The sequence below is a fragment of the Pradoshia sp. TA40_28 genome (assembly GCF_059694525.1).
In genome coordinates this window covers 1-17,965 of sequence record NZ_JCATZO010000010.1, presented here as the reverse complement: position 1 = coordinate 17,965, position 17,965 = coordinate 1, and the positions used below count along the sequence as shown (strand labels likewise).

Annotated in this window: 16 protein-coding genes; 5 read left to right on the top strand and 11 right to left on the bottom strand. The window is 37.6% G+C overall.

The window, feature by feature from the left end; genetic code table 11:
* Nucleotides 1–188 precede the first annotated feature (188 nt).
* The 3 genes from AC58NB_RS13490 to dnaN all read left to right on the top strand — a co-directional run bounded on the left by AC58NB_RS13490 (nt 189) and on the right by dnaN (nt 4,567).
* Nucleotides 189–1,355, top strand: coding sequence for an MFS transporter (locus tag AC58NB_RS13490; protein ID WP_497427363.1), 1,167 nt, complete (start codon nt 189–191; stop codon nt 1,353–1,355).
* A gap of 572 nt (nt 1,356–1,927) precedes the next feature.
* Nucleotides 1,928–3,130 carry an MFS transporter gene (locus tag AC58NB_RS13485; protein ID WP_497427362.1) on the top strand — a complete coding sequence of 401 codons (1,203 nt, stop codon included), beginning with the start codon at nt 1,928–1,930 and terminating at the stop codon, nt 3,128–3,130.
* A gap of 306 nt (nt 3,131–3,436) precedes the next feature.
* Entirely contained in the window at nt 3,437–4,567 is a 1,131-nt protein-coding gene (gene dnaN / locus AC58NB_RS13480; protein ID WP_497427361.1) for a DNA polymerase III subunit beta, read from the top strand.
* Between the two features lie 59 nt (nt 4,568–4,626).
* Here the strand turns inward: dnaN and AC58NB_RS13475 are convergent, their stop codons facing one another.
* Complete coding sequence (locus AC58NB_RS13475) at nt 4,627–4,869, bottom strand: YkuS family protein (RefSeq protein ID WP_497427360.1); 243 nt, start codon at nt 4,867–4,869, stop codon at nt 4,627–4,629.
* Nucleotides 4,870–5,069: 200 nt separating this feature from the next.
* On the opposite strand from AC58NB_RS13475, the gene AC58NB_RS13470 reads away from it, so the two are divergent.
* Nucleotides 5,070–5,348, top strand: coding sequence for an AbrB/MazE/SpoVT family DNA-binding domain-containing protein (locus AC58NB_RS13470; protein WP_497427359.1), 279 nt, complete (start codon nt 5,070–5,072; stop codon nt 5,346–5,348).
* A gap of 142 nt (nt 5,349–5,490) precedes the next feature.
* Here AC58NB_RS13470 and AC58NB_RS13465 read toward each other — a convergent pair whose 3' ends face one another.
* From AC58NB_RS13465 to desA, 10 genes are all read right to left on the bottom strand, one after another.
* Complete coding sequence (locus AC58NB_RS13465; RefSeq protein WP_497427358.1) at nt 5,491–7,236, bottom strand: glycine betaine ABC transporter substrate-binding protein; 1,746 nt, start codon at nt 7,234–7,236, stop codon at nt 5,491–5,493.
* Nucleotides 7,233–8,441 (bottom strand): quaternary amine ABC transporter ATP-binding protein, encoded by a 1,209-nt coding sequence (locus AC58NB_RS13460; protein ID WP_497427357.1) that lies wholly within the window; start codon nt 8,439–8,441, stop codon nt 7,233–7,235. The genes AC58NB_RS13465 and AC58NB_RS13460 overlap by 4 nt, the downstream gene beginning before the upstream one ends.
* A gap of 172 nt (nt 8,442–8,613) precedes the next feature.
* Nucleotides 8,614–9,528, bottom strand: a complete 915-nt coding sequence (gene murB / locus AC58NB_RS13455) for a UDP-N-acetylmuramate dehydrogenase (protein ID WP_497427356.1) — start codon at nt 9,526–9,528, stop codon at nt 8,614–8,616.
* Nucleotides 9,529–9,854: 326 nt separating this feature from the next.
* The gene (locus tag AC58NB_RS13450; protein ID WP_497427355.1) at nt 9,855–10,517 is read right to left on the bottom strand and encodes an amino acid ABC transporter permease; all 663 of its coding nucleotides are present in this window, start codon (nt 10,515–10,517) and stop codon (nt 9,855–9,857) included.
* Between the two features lie 12 nt (nt 10,518–10,529).
* Nucleotides 10,530–11,165: an amino acid ABC transporter permease gene (locus AC58NB_RS13445; protein ID WP_497427464.1), complete on the bottom strand. Its 636-nt coding sequence runs from the start codon at nt 11,163–11,165 to the stop codon at nt 10,530–10,532.
* Between the two features lie 65 nt (nt 11,166–11,230).
* Nucleotides 11,231–12,037, bottom strand: a complete 807-nt coding sequence (locus AC58NB_RS13440) for a transporter substrate-binding domain-containing protein (protein ID WP_497427354.1) — start codon at nt 12,035–12,037, stop codon at nt 11,231–11,233.
* Nucleotides 12,038–12,052: 15 nt separating this feature from the next.
* Complete coding sequence (locus AC58NB_RS13435; RefSeq protein WP_497427353.1) at nt 12,053–12,781, bottom strand: amino acid ABC transporter ATP-binding protein; 729 nt, start codon at nt 12,779–12,781, stop codon at nt 12,053–12,055.
* Between the two features lie 503 nt (nt 12,782–13,284).
* The gene (locus AC58NB_RS13430; protein ID WP_497427352.1) at nt 13,285–13,884 is read right to left on the bottom strand and encodes a response regulator; all 600 of its coding nucleotides are present in this window, start codon (nt 13,882–13,884) and stop codon (nt 13,285–13,287) included.
* Nucleotides 13,881–15,011, bottom strand: a complete 1,131-nt coding sequence (locus tag AC58NB_RS13425) for a sensor histidine kinase (protein WP_497427351.1) — start codon at nt 15,009–15,011, stop codon at nt 13,881–13,883. Before AC58NB_RS13425 ends, AC58NB_RS13430 begins: the two co-directional genes overlap by 4 nt.
* A gap of 93 nt (nt 15,012–15,104) precedes the next feature.
* On the bottom strand, nt 15,105–16,115 hold the full coding sequence (gene desA, locus AC58NB_RS13420) for a Delta(5) desaturase DesA (protein WP_497427350.1): 1,011 nt from the start codon (nt 16,113–16,115) through the stop codon (nt 15,105–15,107).
* Between the two features lie 430 nt (nt 16,116–16,545).
* Between desA and rsgA the strand changes: the two genes are divergently transcribed.
* Nucleotides 16,546–17,559, top strand: coding sequence for a ribosome small subunit-dependent GTPase A (gene rsgA / locus AC58NB_RS13415; RefSeq protein ID WP_497427349.1), 1,014 nt, complete (start codon nt 16,546–16,548; stop codon nt 17,557–17,559).
* Nucleotides 17,560–17,965: the final 406 nt, after the last annotated feature.

Here is a 17,965-nt window from a genome sequence, read left to right as displayed (position 1 = left end):
CAGTCAAAACATTTTTTAAAGCCCGCTATATTACTCTGAAAGTCTTTACAATTGACGTTTGAAATGTTGATTTTGTACAGTTGAAAAGTACATAACTATTACGTAACCGCTTGATACATAAATCTGTGTAACATCCTGAGCACTTTTACTCCATTCAAGTATTTTAAGCGGTTTTAGAGGAGAAACGCATGGAAAATAAAAAAGTATTGCCCCTTCTATTCCTTGTCATGTTTTTAGTTATGGTTGGCTTCGGCATTATCATTCCGGTCCTTCCTTTCTTAGCAGAAGAGGTTGGCGGTACGCCTACTCAGCTTGGCTTTTTAATGGCGACCTATTCGTTAATGCAATTAATCTTTGCTCCGGTTTGGGGGAAGATATCGGATCGGATTGGCAGAAAACCAGTCATGTTAATCGGCATTTTTGGCCTGGCCTTATCATTCTTCATCATGGCAATGGCCGATTCATTGTGGGTCATGTTTGTAGCACGGATCATTGGCGGTATCCTTTCTTCTGCCAATATGCCAACAACGATGGCCTATGTTGCGGATATTACAACGGAAGAGGATCGTGGAAAAGGAATGGGGATTATCGGTGCTGCAACTGGGTTAGGCTTTATCTTTGGTCCCGCTATTGGGGGAATTCTTTCAAAATCAAGCTTAAATACCCCCTTCTTAATTGCCGGAATCCTTTCGACTTTCACCTTCCTGTTAGTTCTCATCATCTTGAAAGAATCCTTGCCTGCTGAACAACTAGGGAAGCAGAAATCGACGAACCATTCGATGTGGAAAAACTTCACCGGTGCAGTCTCCATTCTTTTTGTGCTTCAATGCATTGTATCTTTGTCCATGGCTGGTCTTGAAACAACATTTGCTTATTTTGCCGCTAAAAGGGCAGGAATTGATACCGTTCAATTAGGCTATATTTTTATGGTGATGGGGTTTGGCAGCGCAATTGTACAGGGAGGGCTCATTGGTATCATGACGAAGAAATGGGGAGAAGGTCGCGTCATTCAAATTGGGCTAGTCGTATCCGTTATTGGGTTTATCCTGATCCTATTCACTAATAGTTTCTGGACAGCTACAATCTTTTTGACCATCTTTGGCTTGGGGAACGGGGTCATTCGTCCAGCTGTTACTGCATTATTGACGAAGACTTCAAAAGGGGGGCATGGCGGTTCAACCGGACTTCTTTCATCCTTTGATTCCCTGGGCAGAATCATTGGCCCTCCACTTGGAGGTTTATTGTACTCCTATTCGATTGGGCTCCCTTATATTTCAGGAGCGATTCTTACCTTAGGAGCTCTGTTGCTTTATCAAATTTACCATGCTCAAGTACGAAATGTTCAAGCACTATAAATATTGATTGTATGTTTGCCGCCGGGTCAGCACCGGTGGCTTTTTTGTTTTAGGAGATATCAATTTACTCAATATGAGGAAGCATTGGCTGGATCTTGGACGGATTCAGCTGGATTACCCCTGCTTTCCGCTGGATTTTTTGCTGATTCGGCTGGATTCCTCCTGTATTCGGCTCAATTATGTGCTTAATCGGCCGGATTAACCAGAATATACCAAGCAAAAAAATCGATAACGGCCTATTTTCGCTGAAATAGTCTATTTACCAAGCTCGGAATGCTTTATCACTTGTTCTCTAAACCAATGGGAGGAATTTCGAGTGAATTATAGAATAGGTATATCATATGATCAGAATCCTCTTATTCCCTACATATAAAATCAAACAATACTCATCCATTACCTAAAGGTACATCGTAGTAAATAAGAATATTGGTGTTCTTAAAATAAAATCTTGATAAATCTATTCCCCCAAGATTTATCTACTTGTGAATAGGAGGAATGCTTTTTATGAACAGTCCAATTTAACCCCCCCTGTTAATCGATTGAGTGATTTTAAAAGAATGGGGGATATTTAAATGAATAAAAACTTCAATTTATTACTCACTGGTCAATCGCTTGCCAATATGGGTGACATTCTTTATACAGTGAGTATAATCAACTTAATTTTCACGTTAACCGACTCGGCAACCGCAGCCTCTTTTGTACCATTTACAATTACGACCTGCATGTTTATATCTAGTTTATTGACACCTTTGTTATTCGGAAAAATCAGCCTAAAGTGGTTGATGACAGGTTCACAAATAGGGAAAACCATTTTGCTTATTTTTTTAGGTTTCTTGTTAATCGTCATAACGGAATCTACTTTTTATTGGATATTTCTACTTATCGGATTGATTGCATTCCTCGATGGGTGCGCCAATCCGATCAGGCAAACCTTGATCCCCTACTTTGTGAAATCAGATCAACTGCTAAAAGCGAATGGAATTAGCGAAACCGTCACCCAATTTGTACAGACCATTATGTGGTTTATAGGCAGTTTATTCTTGATTTTCCTAAGTTCACAACAATTAATTTGGGTTGTTGGATGCCTATTTGCCCTAGCAAGTATTTTGCTGTCTTTTTTGGATCATGTCCCTAGCAAACAACCTATCTATCAAAGCGGGAAATTAGCTCAAATTCAAAAAGGCTGGAAAACAGTATCTACTACACCTATATTAAGAAAAATCGTAAAGGTGGATATTCTTGAAACGATTGCTGGGACAGTTTGGATTGCGGCGATTATCTTGATTTTTGTCGGAGATGCCTTAAATAGTGATGAAAAATGGTGGGGATTTATTAACGGTGCTTACTTTTTGGGTTTAATAGCTGGCAGCGTCTACTGTGTGAAATACTCCACCTTTATTGAAAAAAGGTTAGGAAATGTCATTTTAATAAATTTGTTGGCGACATTCCTGATAACTATACTATTTAGTATGAACAGTATTCCTATTGTCGCCTTATTCCTATCTTTATGCGTAGGGATTGTCGGACAAATCAAGAACATTCCGCAACAAACCATCATCCAATCCAGTGTAGGGAAGGATGAACTATCAACGGTATATACTTCTTTAGGAGCTGTCTCTACTGGCATTTTTGGTATCTCCTCATTATTAATGGGAATCATAGCAGATTTAATGGGGGTCAGATTCGTATTCCTGATTTCCGGTCTATTACTTGCCTGGGCTAGTATCATCATTTTCCAAAATAAAGAGCTATTCGTCAGAAATGTTATGGAGTAAACCATTCGTGCGGAGCAACTAAGGAGAAATCCAGTGCCCGCACTTTCTTTATATGAAAAGATAAGGAGATAAAAGTATATTGAATTGGCAATTGGACAAACCTCTTAGTAAAGTCATACCCTTATATTTAGAGATGCGATATTATTCGATATTCTATTTTAAAAGCACCTTCTAAAATCAGGCTTATCTTCCAACCACCAAAGATAGCCATGCTTTTTATGTGAAGCTGATTAAAGCAAGAAGGAATATGATTTTTTATAGAGAATTGAATATATATCAAAATAATTAAGAACTTGGAGATTTCCTATGGAATTTATAATAGATAAAGAGTATTTCAATCAGGCATTATCTGATGTTAGCAGAGCAGTAACAACAAAGTCGCTTTTACCCATTTTGAGCGGAATCAAGATAGTAGCACATCATGATGGTTTAATTTTGATTGGCAGCAATACGAATATAATAATAGAAAGAAAAATCCCCTTAGAAATGAAGGGAGAGATTATTTTAGAAGTAGTTGAACCAGGCTGTGCAGTCCTTCCATCAAAATACTTATGTGAAGTGGTAAAAAAATTATCGGAGGACATTCATATTAAGGTGAGTGGAAATAAATCAGCCACTATTCAATCAGGTGAAGTCATGGTCTACCTAAATGGATTTAATCCCGGCGAGTATCCTACTTATCCTTCCATTGATACAGATCCTTTTATACAGATAAACAACTCTACCTTAATAGAAATAATCAATCAAACTACATTTGCCGTTTCCAACAGTGATACTAGACCTGTTCTAACTGGCGTTAATATGTCTTTTAAAGACAACAAGCTTACTTGCATCGCAACTAATTCACATCGACTGGTTTTAAGGGAAATACCCATACACTCCCGAATTGAAGCGTCTTTCATTGTTCCTGGCACCAGTCTTACTGAGCTCACAAAGTTAATGAATAGTGAAGAAGGTTTTATACATTTTCACATAACGGACAACTATATCGTATTCAAATCACCAACTACCTCTTTTTATTCCAGACTAATTGAAGGTAATTTTCCTGGCATATCTAAACTTATTCCAACAGACTCTAAAACCGTTATCATACTGGATACAGTAAAGCTGTTAAAGGGCATTGATCGGGCTCGTCTGTTTGCAAGTGTATGGAAAAATAACAATATATTTATTGAAATGCGAAATGGAAAACAACTAAAGATTTCTTCCAACTCAACAGAAATAGGGAAAATAGTAGAAGTATTGGATATCAATATGATTCAGGGGGAGAAAGAATTAAGCCTTTCTCTTGATGGAGAATTTCTGCTCGATGCCTTGAAAAATATCAAAGAAAGTGAAATAAAAGTAAGTTTTGATGGATCTTTTAGACCGGTTTTAATTGAACCTGTTAATGATCCATCTTATCTTCATCTCATTTCACCAGTACGATCCTATTAAAAACACTTTACATATAACAAAAAACTAACGGCCGCTCAGATTAGCAACCGTTAGTTTTTTTATTGAATCTTATTTTCAACTGCCTGACATACTTCCTCTGCAGTAAGACCATCCGCATTAATGACTGAGCCTTTCATGGCGGTATCCTGCATACCCATTACGTTATTATCCAGGCCGGTTACAACACAGCAATCGCACCCTTCTGTGTCATATTCCTGTTTTAATTCAATTACATTATGCCCTTTATCACGTAAAGCTTGTTGAACATCTGATAAAGATTGCTCCACACCAATTTTAGCCATAACATCCACCTCCTTCTTCTGTAAATTGTCCATTGGTACAATAATTTATTCAAAAAAAACGTAGAATGATGAGCATATGAATAACATTATTTCTAACATAGTATTATGTATTACAATCTTGTTAATATTTGAGCAAATCCATTTACATTTAACCAAAATAATACTATTATTCAATAAAAAGGAAGAAGAGTGGTGTAAAAATGAAATCTACGGGGATAGTTAGAAAAGTAGACGAGCTCGGCAGAATTGTACTCCCAATTGAACTAAGAAGAACTCTTGATATAAATATAAAAGATTCCATCGAGATTTTTACGGATGAGGATAAAATTATTCTACAAAAATACACTCCGGGTAAAGCATGTGCCATCACCGGAGAAGTGAGCAACCAAAATATCTCCCTGGCCAATGGAAAACTAATATTAAGTCAAGATGGAATACGAATTTTAAGCTCTGAATTAAACCGAATCCTAGAAAAGTAAAAGGGCGATTCTTTATCGCCCTTTACCTCGAATTCAAGAGATTTTTAAAATTGTACAAAAAAGCATGAGTCCAGTATAGTACCGAACTCATGCCTACAGGTTATCAAATCTTTAGAGTTGAATTCTCTTCTAAAAATAGGACCTAATCTTCTTTTTTTATCAAATCCTCAATAGAGTCTACATCCATGTAAGTAGGAACAACAAGTCCACTCTTGGCACCTTTTAGATTTGGACCTAGGTCGATTAAATCTTCCTTATACTTATCATAGTAGGCTTTATGAGTTAATGGCAGCCAAGCCGCAACCATGGCATCTGCTTTTTGATTGGCAATTGATGCATACATCGGTCCAACTTCTACCTGCTTTAATTCCGGACTATATCCATGCATTCTTAATACTTCACCAATAACATTTGTTGATGCGATCTCTGACTCCCAGGCAACATAGATTAGACTAATACTTTGTCCTTCTCCCTTTTCTGCACCTGTCAGCCATTGATCCACTTTATTTGGATATTTTTCAATCCATTCGGTTGCTGCCTCTTCTGGAGTCATTCCACCTTCCATATTCACCATTACCTCTTCCATATCAGCTGGAGTCCAGTAAAATTGATCTAAGATTTGTTCTGCTCCGGGCAACTCTTCTTTCAAGCCTTTTCGGACTAATGTATTAATATTTTCACTATCACCATATACATTCTTAGGATCATCTAAATATTTCAAATCATATTTTTGGAACTTCCAATGCGGTGTCCAACCTGTCAGAACAATTGGATCCTGATTATCGTAAGCTTTTTGAAGCTCAGCAACCATAGCAGCAGATGATCCTTCCTGTAAAGTCCAGTCTTTTTCCAGTTCATATTTCTTCAACACTTCTTCAGTTGCTGACATAATTCCTGCTCCAGGCTCGATGCCAACGATCTTATAATCCACCTGATCGCCTACATAGGCACTATCTTTCGTGCCTGTTTCTGCAGATGAAGATACTGCAATATAAGCATATCCTCCAAGAAAGACTAAAATTAAGAAACCATAGACCCATTTCTTAGAAATTACTTTTTCATATACAGGAGTTCTAAGGTTTTGCGATACTCTATCCAAAATAATTGCAATGATGACAAGTGCTAGTCCAGCTTCAAATCCTTCACCTACCGCAATTTGTGAAACGGCACGGTATACCTCAGCACCTAATCCAGGTGCACCAACAAGGGATGCCATAACCACCATAGATAAAGAAAGCATGATACTTTGATTGATTCCAGCCATAATAGTGGAAACAGCCAATGGCAATTGGACTTTCGTAATTTTTTGCCATGTGGTGGAACCAAAGGCTTGTGATGCTTCAATTAAATCTCCCGGAACTTCCCTGATTCCTAAATTCGTCATTCGAATCGTCGGCGCAACAGCAAAAATGAAAGAGGCCACGATTCCAGGAACGACTCCAATTCCAAAGAAAAGGATCGCAGGAATCAGATAAACAAAGCCTGGCATTGTTTGCATAAAATCCAGGATCGGCATAATGATTCTCTTTACAATATTACTTTGTGATGCCCAAATACCAATCGGAACTCCGATAATAACCGTAATCAGAACGGATGCCAATACTAATGCTAATGTTTGAATCATAGCATCCCAAAGTCCCAGATTATCAATCAGTAATAATCCTATAAATGTTAATAAGGCCATTCCCCAATTATTTGTATAAAAAACTAGCAGCGTAATCAGGATAATTAATATAATAGAAGGCCCTAAGCCCAGTACCTCCACACTTGTATCTATAATGGTTTGAATAACGATTGAGACCCAATTAAAAAATGGTCCACATACTTCTGTCACCCAATCAACAAAACGGTCTACTCCAGCAGCTATCGGTAATTTTTCTAGGTTCATTGACTTTCCTCCTTATCTTGGAGTACATCTTTGTTGCCAGCCAATGCTCCAATAACAACACCACGTACAAGAACACCCTTCAATCTGTTAGCCTCATCAACAATTGCTAAAGGAATTTGGGCATTTGCCATATCGTCAAGCAAATCAGATAGAATAGTATTTTCCAATGCTGTTGGCACTTCTTTTGTCATGATCTCTTCGATAGGGATTTGCTTTAGTATAGCTTCTCTTGCCTGATCGGCAGATAGCGCCCCAAGCAATGTCTGTCTACGGTCTACAATAAATATACTGGAGTATCCCCTATCCTTCATAATTTGCAGGGCAACACGAGGACCTCTATCAATTGTAATACGTTCCGCCCGTGTCATAATCGAAGACGCTGTCAGAACATGCGACAAATCAATTCCTTCAATAAATCGCTCCACATAATCATTAGCAGGATTCATCATGATTTCTTCAGGAGTTCCCACTTGAATGACCCTGCCATCACGCATCAAGGCGATCCGGTCACCTATTCTTAAAGCTTCATCCAAATCATGTGTAATAAACACAATGGTTTTTTTGTAATTATCCTGTATTTCCAGCAGCTCATCCTGCATGCTTTTACGGATAAGAGGATCAAGGGCACTAAACGCCTCATCCATAAGAAGAATATCTGTATCACTGGCTAAAGCTCTCGCAAGCCCAACACGCTGCTGCATCCCGCCACTCAACTGGGATGGATATTGATCTTCATATCCTTTTAGGCCAACCACTTCTAGTGATTCCATTGCCTTCTGTTTTCGTTCCTGTTCGGGTATATTTTGAATTTCCAATCCATACTCTGTATTTTCCAGGATCGTTTTATGAGGGAATAGGGCGAAGTTTTGAAACACCATGCTAATTTTCTTTCTTCTGGTTTCACGTAATTCAGCCGGTGACATGTTGACTATATTCTCATTATCAATCAAAATCTCACCGGATGTCGGAGCAATAAGACGATTTAACATTCGAATTAACGTGGATTTCCCACTCCCCGATAATCCCATAACTACGAATATTTCCCCTTCATAGATATCAAGATTTACTTTGTTAACACCAATGGTACATCCCGTTTTCTTTAAGATATCTTTTTTTGAAACGCCCTGATTCAATAGATCCATTGCAGATTGCGGAGATTTACCAAACACCTTTACGACATTTTTTATACTTATTTTTGACTGCAAACAACCACTCCTTTTATGTATTTTTTTAGTCAAAACTATTTCCCCACTTATTACTATAGCTCATTTAGGGAAATTCTAAACTTTTTTGCTCTTATAAACTCTTTTTACTCCTGATTAACACAAAAAAACCCCTCTTGCATGAGGGGCTTTTGCATTCAATATACCTATAAATTTATTCTTCTTCACCAATTATTTTTACTTCTGTTTCCAGACTGACACCATAATTAGCTTTAACCGTATCCTGTACATGTTTGATTAATGCCAGATAGTCAGTAGCCGTTGCATTTCCAGTATTGATGATGAAACCAGCATGTTTTGTAGATACCTGAGCTCCGCCAATTTGAGCACCTTGCAGACCGCTATCCTGAATAAGTTTACCAGCAAAATAGCCTGGAGGACGTTTAAATACACTTCCACAGGACGGATATTCGAGTGGCTGCTTGGACTCCCTTAAAAACGTTAACTCATCCATTTTTTCTTTAATTACGTTTACATCTCCCGGCACCGGTGCAAAACGGGCTTCAAGAACGAGATAATTTTGCTTAGCAATCAAACTGCTGCGGTAAGTAAGCTCCATCTCATCTTTTGTCAGTGTAAGAAGTTCACCCTTCTCATTTAATACGACAGCTGACTCAATGACCTGTGATATTTCCCCGCCATAAGCGCCTGCATTCATATATACAGCTCCACCAACTGATCCGGGAATACCGCACGCAAACTCAAGGCCAGTTAACTTCTGTTCTAAAGCAAATCTGGATACATTAATAATAGTTGCACCACTCTGTGCTATAATTTTTCCGTCTTCCATATAAATCTTTTCTAAATGACTTAGTATCAGGACAATCCCTCTGATTCCACCATCTCTAATAATTAAATTAGACCCATTTCCTAAAATGGTCAGCGGAATATCATTCTTATGGGCATATAGAATCGTATTTTGAACTTCTTCATAGGTTGTTGGTAACACTAGAAAGTCAGCATTCCCACCTGTTTTAGTAAAAGTATATTCACGTAAAGGTTCATCCTGTTTAATATGTTCTGTCTGAATAATCTGTTGCAATTCTTCAACTATTTTTTGTTTATTCATACTCTCAACCTTCTGAATTTATATTTGTCATATCTTATTATATACATGAATCACGATAGAAAATCACTGCAAATGGTTGGAAAATCATGAAAATCATCTTTCCATGACCATACTAATTAGCCATCCATGCGTCACTTTCTTTTAATCTCAATAATTATCATACTATAAATGTATCTGATTAAAAAACAGTATATTTTCTTATTCATTTATTCCTATACATACAGAGTTCAACGAAATGTATTCTTTATGTATATGATAATAAATCAATCTAATGAGCAAAAGTGAAAAAGCATCATCCTTATGGATGATGCGAAACTCGTACTTTTTTAAGCCCTCTTAAGCTCTAATCTCCGCGCAATCTGTGATAACCCATAATTGACAACGAAATACATAAGTGCAATAAGGATTAGGACGGGGTAAATATAGTTCCCATTTTGAGCGTAGATGATTTGTCCGTTATGTGTCAGTTCAGGCAAGGCGATAATAACCGCTAATGATGTATCTTTTAATAAGGAAATAAACTGACTGACGATAGGAGGAACCATATTGCGTAAGGCCTGTGGCAAAATAATATGAATAAGAGTCTGCATATAATTGAGCCCTGATGAACGAGCCGCTTCTATATGACCTTTTGGCACGGAGTTTAAACCGCTTCGAATAATTTCCGATATCATAGCAGATTCAAAAGTCGTTAACGCCAATATGGCAGCGGTCGTTACACTCATATCCAAGGACCAGCTTCTGCTAGGATCCTGTAAGCCAAAATAAACAAAGAAAATAATTAAGATTAATGGCAGATTCCTGATGGTTTCCACCAGAACAGCGACTACATTTGATAACACCGGTATCTTGGCATAGCGGATGATGCCCAATATCCCTCCTATAAGAAAACTAAGGATAATTGAAATAACAGCAACCTCTAATGTAACAAGAAAACCATCTAATAAAAATTTGAGATTATCGGGCGTATATGCTCCTGCAAAATCCATGATTACGCCTCCTTACGAACTTTTTGCCAGGTGTTTTTCTAAATAGCCAACACCTAAACTGAGTGGAATAGTTAGAATCAAATAGAATACAGCAACAAACACATAAACATCGAACACGACAAATGTGTGAAGAGAAATCAAATCAGCTTGATACATTAATTCACCCCCGGCAATAACAGCCAGAATCGATGAATTTTTAACTAGATTGATAAATTGATTTCCTAATGGAGGAATAACTATTTTGATCGCTTGAGGTAAAATAACCATTCTCATAGCCTGTCCATAGGTTAAACCTGAAGAACGCGCCGCTTCCATTTGCCCTTTATGTACAGAAAGAATCCCTGCCCGAATGGCTTCTGCAATAAACGCAGCCGTATAAATCGTTAAGGCTAACGAACCTGCCGCAAAACCTGGCATCTTGGCCCCATAGTAAAAGATAAATGCAATGATCAACAATGGGATATTTCGTACAAACTCAACATAGGCTGTACCAACCCAATTCAGCGGCTTGAATGGTGCAATCCTTATCACGGCTATAATCGCTCCTAATAAAAAGCTTCCCACAAGAGCCAAGAGACTAATTTGTATCGTTTTGTAAAAACCATCTAAATACATATCCATATTTTCTGTGAGTATCGAAAAATCCAGCAATTATTTCACTCCTCTTAATCAATCAGGATGAGCTTTCTGCCCATCCTGACCGGAGAAATTATTTATTTTTTAATCCATTTGTTGAAAATCTCATCATAAGTTCCGTTCTCTTTAATCGTTTTAAGTGCTTTATTTAATTCATCCACTAATTCACTATTACCTTTTTTAACCGCAATGCCATAAGGCTCTTCTGTAAATTGACCGCCAACTAATTCATAGGAAGGGTCTTCAGCAACCATTCCATAAAGGATAGAATCATCCGTAGTTAGGGCATCCCCTTGTCCAGATTTAAGGGCAGTAAAGGCTTCAGCATAGTTTTCATATTGAAGAACTTCTGTATCCGGTGCTTTTTCAGCGATATTAACAGCAGACGTAGAACCTTTAACTGCAAGAACTTTCGTACCTGCTTTTAAATCATCAATACTTTTGATTTTACTTCCCTTTTTAACAAGCAAGGATTGCCCTGCTTCAAAATATACATCTGTAAAATCCACTTCTTTTTTACGTTCTTCTGTAATGGTCATTGTGGCAACTACAGCATCAATCTTTCCATTTTGAAGGAGTGGAACACGAGTTTTAGAGGTTACTTCCGTGAATTCGACTTTATTTTCATCTCCAAGAATTTCTTTAGTCAGTGCTTTGGCAATATCAATATCAAAGCCTTCCACTTCGCCAGTACTTGTATTCTTTAATCCAAACAGGCGAGTATCATTTTTTACACCAAAGACGATTTTATCCTTATCCTTGATTTTCCCCAGACCGTTTTCAGCAGATCCTCCTGTTTTTTCATCCTCTTTGCCGCAAGCTGCCAACATCAATACAGCCATAATCGAAATGATAGATACCTTCCAAAACTTTTTTAGTGACATTCTTTTTCCCCCTTATTAATGATTTAATATACGGCTCAAGAATGTACGAGCCCTTTCTTCTTCTGGGTTCGTAAAAAATTCAGCCGGTGTTGATTCCTCTAAAATCTTCCCTTCATCCATAAAGACAATACGATTGGCAACCTCTTTCGCAAAGCCCATTTCATGTGTAACAACAACCATTGTCATGCCTTCCTTTGCTAATGCCTTCATAACATCTAACACTTCGCCAATCATCTCAGGATCGAGAGCTGAAGTTGGCTCATCAAAGAGCATTATTTCCGGATTCATCGCTAATCCCCTCGCAATGGCTACACGTTGTTGCTGTCCACCTGAAAGCTGGGCTGGATATGCATTCGCCTTGTCAGGAATACCTACTTTTTCGAGATAGATTTTTGCAGTTTTTACAGCTTCCTTTTCAGATTTACCTAAAACCTTTATAGGAGCCAATGTAATATTTTGAAGTACTGTTTTATGAGGATACAAATAAAAATGTTGAAAAACCATTCCAATTTCACGACGGATTTTATTAATATCTGTCTTCTTATCATTGACCGAAATATCATTGACTTTTAAAGTACCGCTATTAATACTCTCCAACCGATTAATACATCTGAGCATCGTACTTTTACCAGATCCAGAGGGACCAATGACGACTACAACTTCACCCTTATCAATTTGTAGATTTATATCTTTCAAAACATGAAAATCACCAAAATACTTATTCACCTGATCAAAAACAATCAACGTTCTTCCCCCTTGCAAATACTTACCTCAATATTTTTTATTTTCAGAAATTATATGGGTTATTTAGAATTATATGTATATAAAGTTGGCTCGTCAACCAAATTATTCCACTGATTGCCATTTTTCGGAATAATACTACTTATTACTACCTACTTTATATTTCGTGATCAATCTATTAAATTAAATTATTTTATTATCTAGGAATACATATTTTTATCATTATCAGAAGCAGGGATTTAAAACGATTAAATATAGTTTAGTGAATGCATTGCATTGAAGTTTCGTTTGGATTTAAGTTGCTGTACTACGAAGTCTATTACTGTGAAGGGATTAATATGTGGGATCGGTCTATTGTGGTATATTCAAAACAAATAAAAAAGTAAAATAGAGTGACAAATAAATCAAGTTGCCCAATTCTATTTTACCTTCATTCATAAATATTATAAATATTCCTAGAAAATTAGGACATTATCAATCATATAGTATTACAAAAAACTCAGAGTCTATTTAAACCAACCTTTTTCTTTAAATCGAGAGATGGCTTCTATTCGATTACTGACGTCTAATTTATCAAGGATAACGGATATATAATTACGAACCGTTCCTGTCGTTATATATAATTGTTTGGCAATTTCCTTTGTATTTTTTCCGTCTGCAATTAACCCCAAAACTTGTTGTTCACGCTCCGTCAGAGGGTTCTCCTCCTCGTAGATCATGTCAACGAGTTCAGGTGCATAGATACGCCGGCCATCCATGATAGTCCGAATGGAATTAGCCAATTCTTCACTCGGGCTATCCTTTAGTAAATAACCGCGCACATCAGCTTTCCGTGCTCTTTCAAAGTAACCTGCTCGCGCAAAAGTCGTTAAAATAATGACTTTACATCCGGTTCCTTTTAATTCTTCTGCAACATCTAATCCACTTTTTCCAGGCATTTCAATATCCATCACACAAATATCAGGATGGTGCTGGTTGATCATGCTTAGAGCTTCGTCTCCATTTTTTGCTTTACCAACCACAGTCATATCTGATTCTAAATCTAATAATGCGCCCAATGCACCAAGCAACATTCTTTGATCTTCTGCTATCACGATTTTAATCATGCCATTACCTCCTGTTGGAGTGGCCTATCTATCAATGGAATTCTAAAAACTAGTTCCGTCCCTGAATCTACTTGAATATCAAGACTTCCATTTACAAATTCAAGCCGCTCTCTCATGCCATTTAGACCATTTCCTTCTTGCATATCTTTTTCGACAATCCCTCTCCCATTATCCTGAATGACCATTGTTAATTCTGTAGATGTTTTTTGTATATTCAGTTTGCATGCAGTCGCACTGCTATGTTTCACAATGTTAGTGATCGCCTCCTTTAAGCACATGCTCAAGACATTTTCAACGAGCAACGGAATTTTATGAACACGCTTTTCACCTTCAACATAAAACTCCATTTGAGCAGCCTTTAATATCTGCTTGACCCGGATTAACTCGTCTTCTAATTTGGTACCTCTCATGTCAGCCACTATTTCACGTACTTCTTTCAATGCAACTCTGGCAGTCAATCGAATATCATTCAGTTCATGCTTTGCTTGTTCAGGATTTATTTGGATCAGTTTTCCAGCTAAGTCACTCTTCAATCCGATTAAAGAAAGTTTCTGTCCAAGAATATCATGTAAATCCCTGGCAATACGTTGTCGTTCTTGAAGCTTAATTAAATCTGATATTTGTTGGTGGGCATCCTTCAACTGAGCCTCCAACCTTTCTCTTTTATGAATACTATAAGAACTCAGAGGAAGTAAAATAACACCGATTACACTTATTATAATAAAGGGGAATTGTGAAAAAAATAGTGGGTTTTGTGTAATGAAGCCCCAATAAACCGTCATAACTGTCCCACCGACATGGATGCCATATAAAATAAAGAATCCTACTTTATTTTCAATATTCCCAATAAAATAGGCCAAAAAAAGTGAAAAATAAACGAAGTTAAAAATTAAAGACATAGCAATACAAATGACTATTTGGAGGCTCACCCAAAAATAAACAGACCCACCTTTTGAAATAGCTGAAACACGATTGCTAACAAAAAATAACAGGATAAGAATGATGCCTATTACAATCATTAAAATTGATTTCGTATTAATAATAAAATAAAAAGGGAGAATACAAAATACAAGCCAAATATAGATATTCAGCCCTTTGTTCGGTAATAACTGATACACTGCTTTCACTTGCCCCTTCCCTCCCCCAATAATTTACTCTAGCATATACCAGTAAATACAAAAAATACAGTATGTCTACTGTATTTTTTGGTTCATCTTAAATTATGGCTTTACCTTGCTGGAACGCCTATTCAAGTCTTTAAAACTCACAAATCCTTTTCCTTTTTCATCCCATAATCGAAAACGGATTGCTTTTAAACTTGTGGCAATTGTAATTGTCGTAGCCTCCTGTAAAGGAGCAGTTTCGTTATGGACTTTTTCAAGATGATAATTCGGCACTCTCGGACTTAAATGGTGGACGTGATGAAAGCCTATATTCCCAGTTACCCATTGAAGAACTTTGGGAAGCTTATAATAGGAGCTTCCGTCAATCGCCGCTTTTACATAATCCCAGTCTTGTTCTTCTTCAAAATACGAATCCTCAAATTGATGCTGTACATAAAATAACCAGATTCCTAAAGCGCCAGCAATAAACAAGATCGGTAATTGAATTAATAAAAATTCCTTCCATCCGATGAGCAAGCACATAGATGCATAAATGACGATGATTGATAGATTGGTAATATACGTATTGATGCGCTCTTTCCTTCTGGCACCCTTACGATTGAGTCGATTTGTAACTAAGAATAAATAGATTGGGCCTAATCCGAACATAACAATTGGATTTCTATACAGGCGGTACGTTAATTTTTCTTTAAACGATGCCTCCTTGTATTCTTCAACGGTCATAATCCAAATGTCTCCGGTTCCGCGCTTATTTAAATTACTGCTTGTTGCGTGATGAATAGAATGGCTTCTTTTCCACTGTTCATACGGGAACATCGTAATAACTCCGGTTATTGTCCCCAATATATCGTTCCATTTCCTCTTCTTAAAAAAGGATTGATGGCAACAATCATGGAAGATAATAAATAATCTAATAACAAACCCAGATGTAAGTACCGCAAAAAACAATGTCAGCCAATACGAAATCTCTAAGCTTTGATACGCAGCAAACCAAAAGATCAGAAACGGTAAAAATGTATTTAAAATTTGTTGTACGCTTGATTTTGTATTTGCCTTTTCATAGGGAGCAATTTGTTTTCTTAAGGATATATTTTTCTCCTTCGACATTCTGTTCACCTCTAAACTATTATTTATCTTTAATGATATACCGTCACAGAGCTCCAAAACAGTCATAAACGTCAATAGGCGAATATGATAAATGTCATATAGAACATTTTCAAAAAAATTGAATAAAATATTTACAAACCGTACACACTTACACTATAGTTAATGTAATCACTTACATGAAGGAGGAATGTTTTATGAATACTCAATTTGTTCAATTAACCCAAATCAATTTCATATCACAGCCCTCTGGTAAGGATGCTTAAATTCCGTATGTTCCATATGATTGAATTTGCATATTTTCCATGGGCTGTGCGTAGCCCATGGTTTTTATTTGTCTGATTTGTCTTATTCAGATCTGACAAAAAGGAGACCGGTGCGTTCGGTCTCCTTTTTATATGCAATCACATACAAACATTTGGAGGAATTTAAATTGAAATTAAAACAATTAGGTTGGAATCAATATTTTGTAGAAGCTTTTAAACAATATGCAAATAAGGGATATACAGCTGGCCGGATCGCCCTGGAGCATAAAGGAATGTATCGCGTTTTATGCGAGGATGGTAATCTGTTAGCTGAAGTTACAGGAAAAATGCGGCATGAAGCAAAGGAAAGCTCCGATTTTCCCGCAGTCGGTGACTGGGTCGTCATCACTTCCAGAAAAGAGGAACAAAAAGCAACCATCCATGCAGTTCTATCGAGAAAAAGTAAGTTCTCAAGAAAAAAGGCTGGAGTGACTACAGAAGAACAGCTAGTTGCCACCAATATTGATACAGTCTTCTTAGTTAATGCTCTAAATACCGATTTTAATCTGCGCAGACTGGAGCGATATTTACTAATGGCTTGGGAAAGTGGAGCTAATCCAGTCATTATCTTGAGTAAATCCGATTTATGTGATGATAGTGAGCAAAAAATTAAAGAAGCAGAAAGAATTGCTTTAGGGGTCCCGATTCATGCCATCAGTGCTGAAAAAAGAGAGGGTTTAGAGCAATTAGACCCTTATATTCAAGAGGGGAAAACGATTGCCTTACTTGGTTCCTCCGGTACGGGGAAATCAACCTTAACCAATGTCCTATATGGTGATTCCATTCTGGAAGTAAAATCCATTCGGGAAGATGATGATAAAGGCCGACATACAACCACACATCGAGAACTTGTACTTCTGAAGAATGGCGGAATTATCATTGACACTCCTGGAATGAGGGAATTGCAATTATGGGATGCTGACGAGGGAATCAGTCATAGTTTTACGGATATAGAAGAATTATCATCACAATGTAAATTCACAGACTGCCACCATGATAGCGAGCCAGGCTGCAGCGTACAAGAAGCATTATCAACCGGAATGCTGAGCAAAGAACGCTTTGCCAGCTACCTCAAACTCCAACGCGAACTCGCCTACCTAAATCGAAGAGAAAGCCAAAAACAGCGGAAACGAAAAAGCTGAGGCGACTGAAATAAGGAACAAAGATTAAGAACGCCACATCGTGTGGCAACATCTTTGTGACCTACATCCTGTAGGCCTCCGACAAGCATAAGGAGAGGCAACGCAGGGAGGCGCACTTCCCTCCCGCAGTGACTATCCTTATGACCTCGAGGAGCTAGGAGCCGAAGCTAGATTAAGAAAAAGCTGAAGGGCCTTGGTCAGGAGCGACAAGCATAAGACAAATACTCGAAGGGAGGGTTTTTCTCCCGCAGAGTATTTGCTTATGACTCGAGCTCCTAGGCCCTGAAGCTGGATTGATTAAAAAGCTGAGACGACTGGTCAGGAGCGATAAGCATAAGACGAATACTCGGAGGGAGGGTTCTTCTCCCGCAGAGTATTTGCTTATGACTCGAGCTCCTAGGAGTCG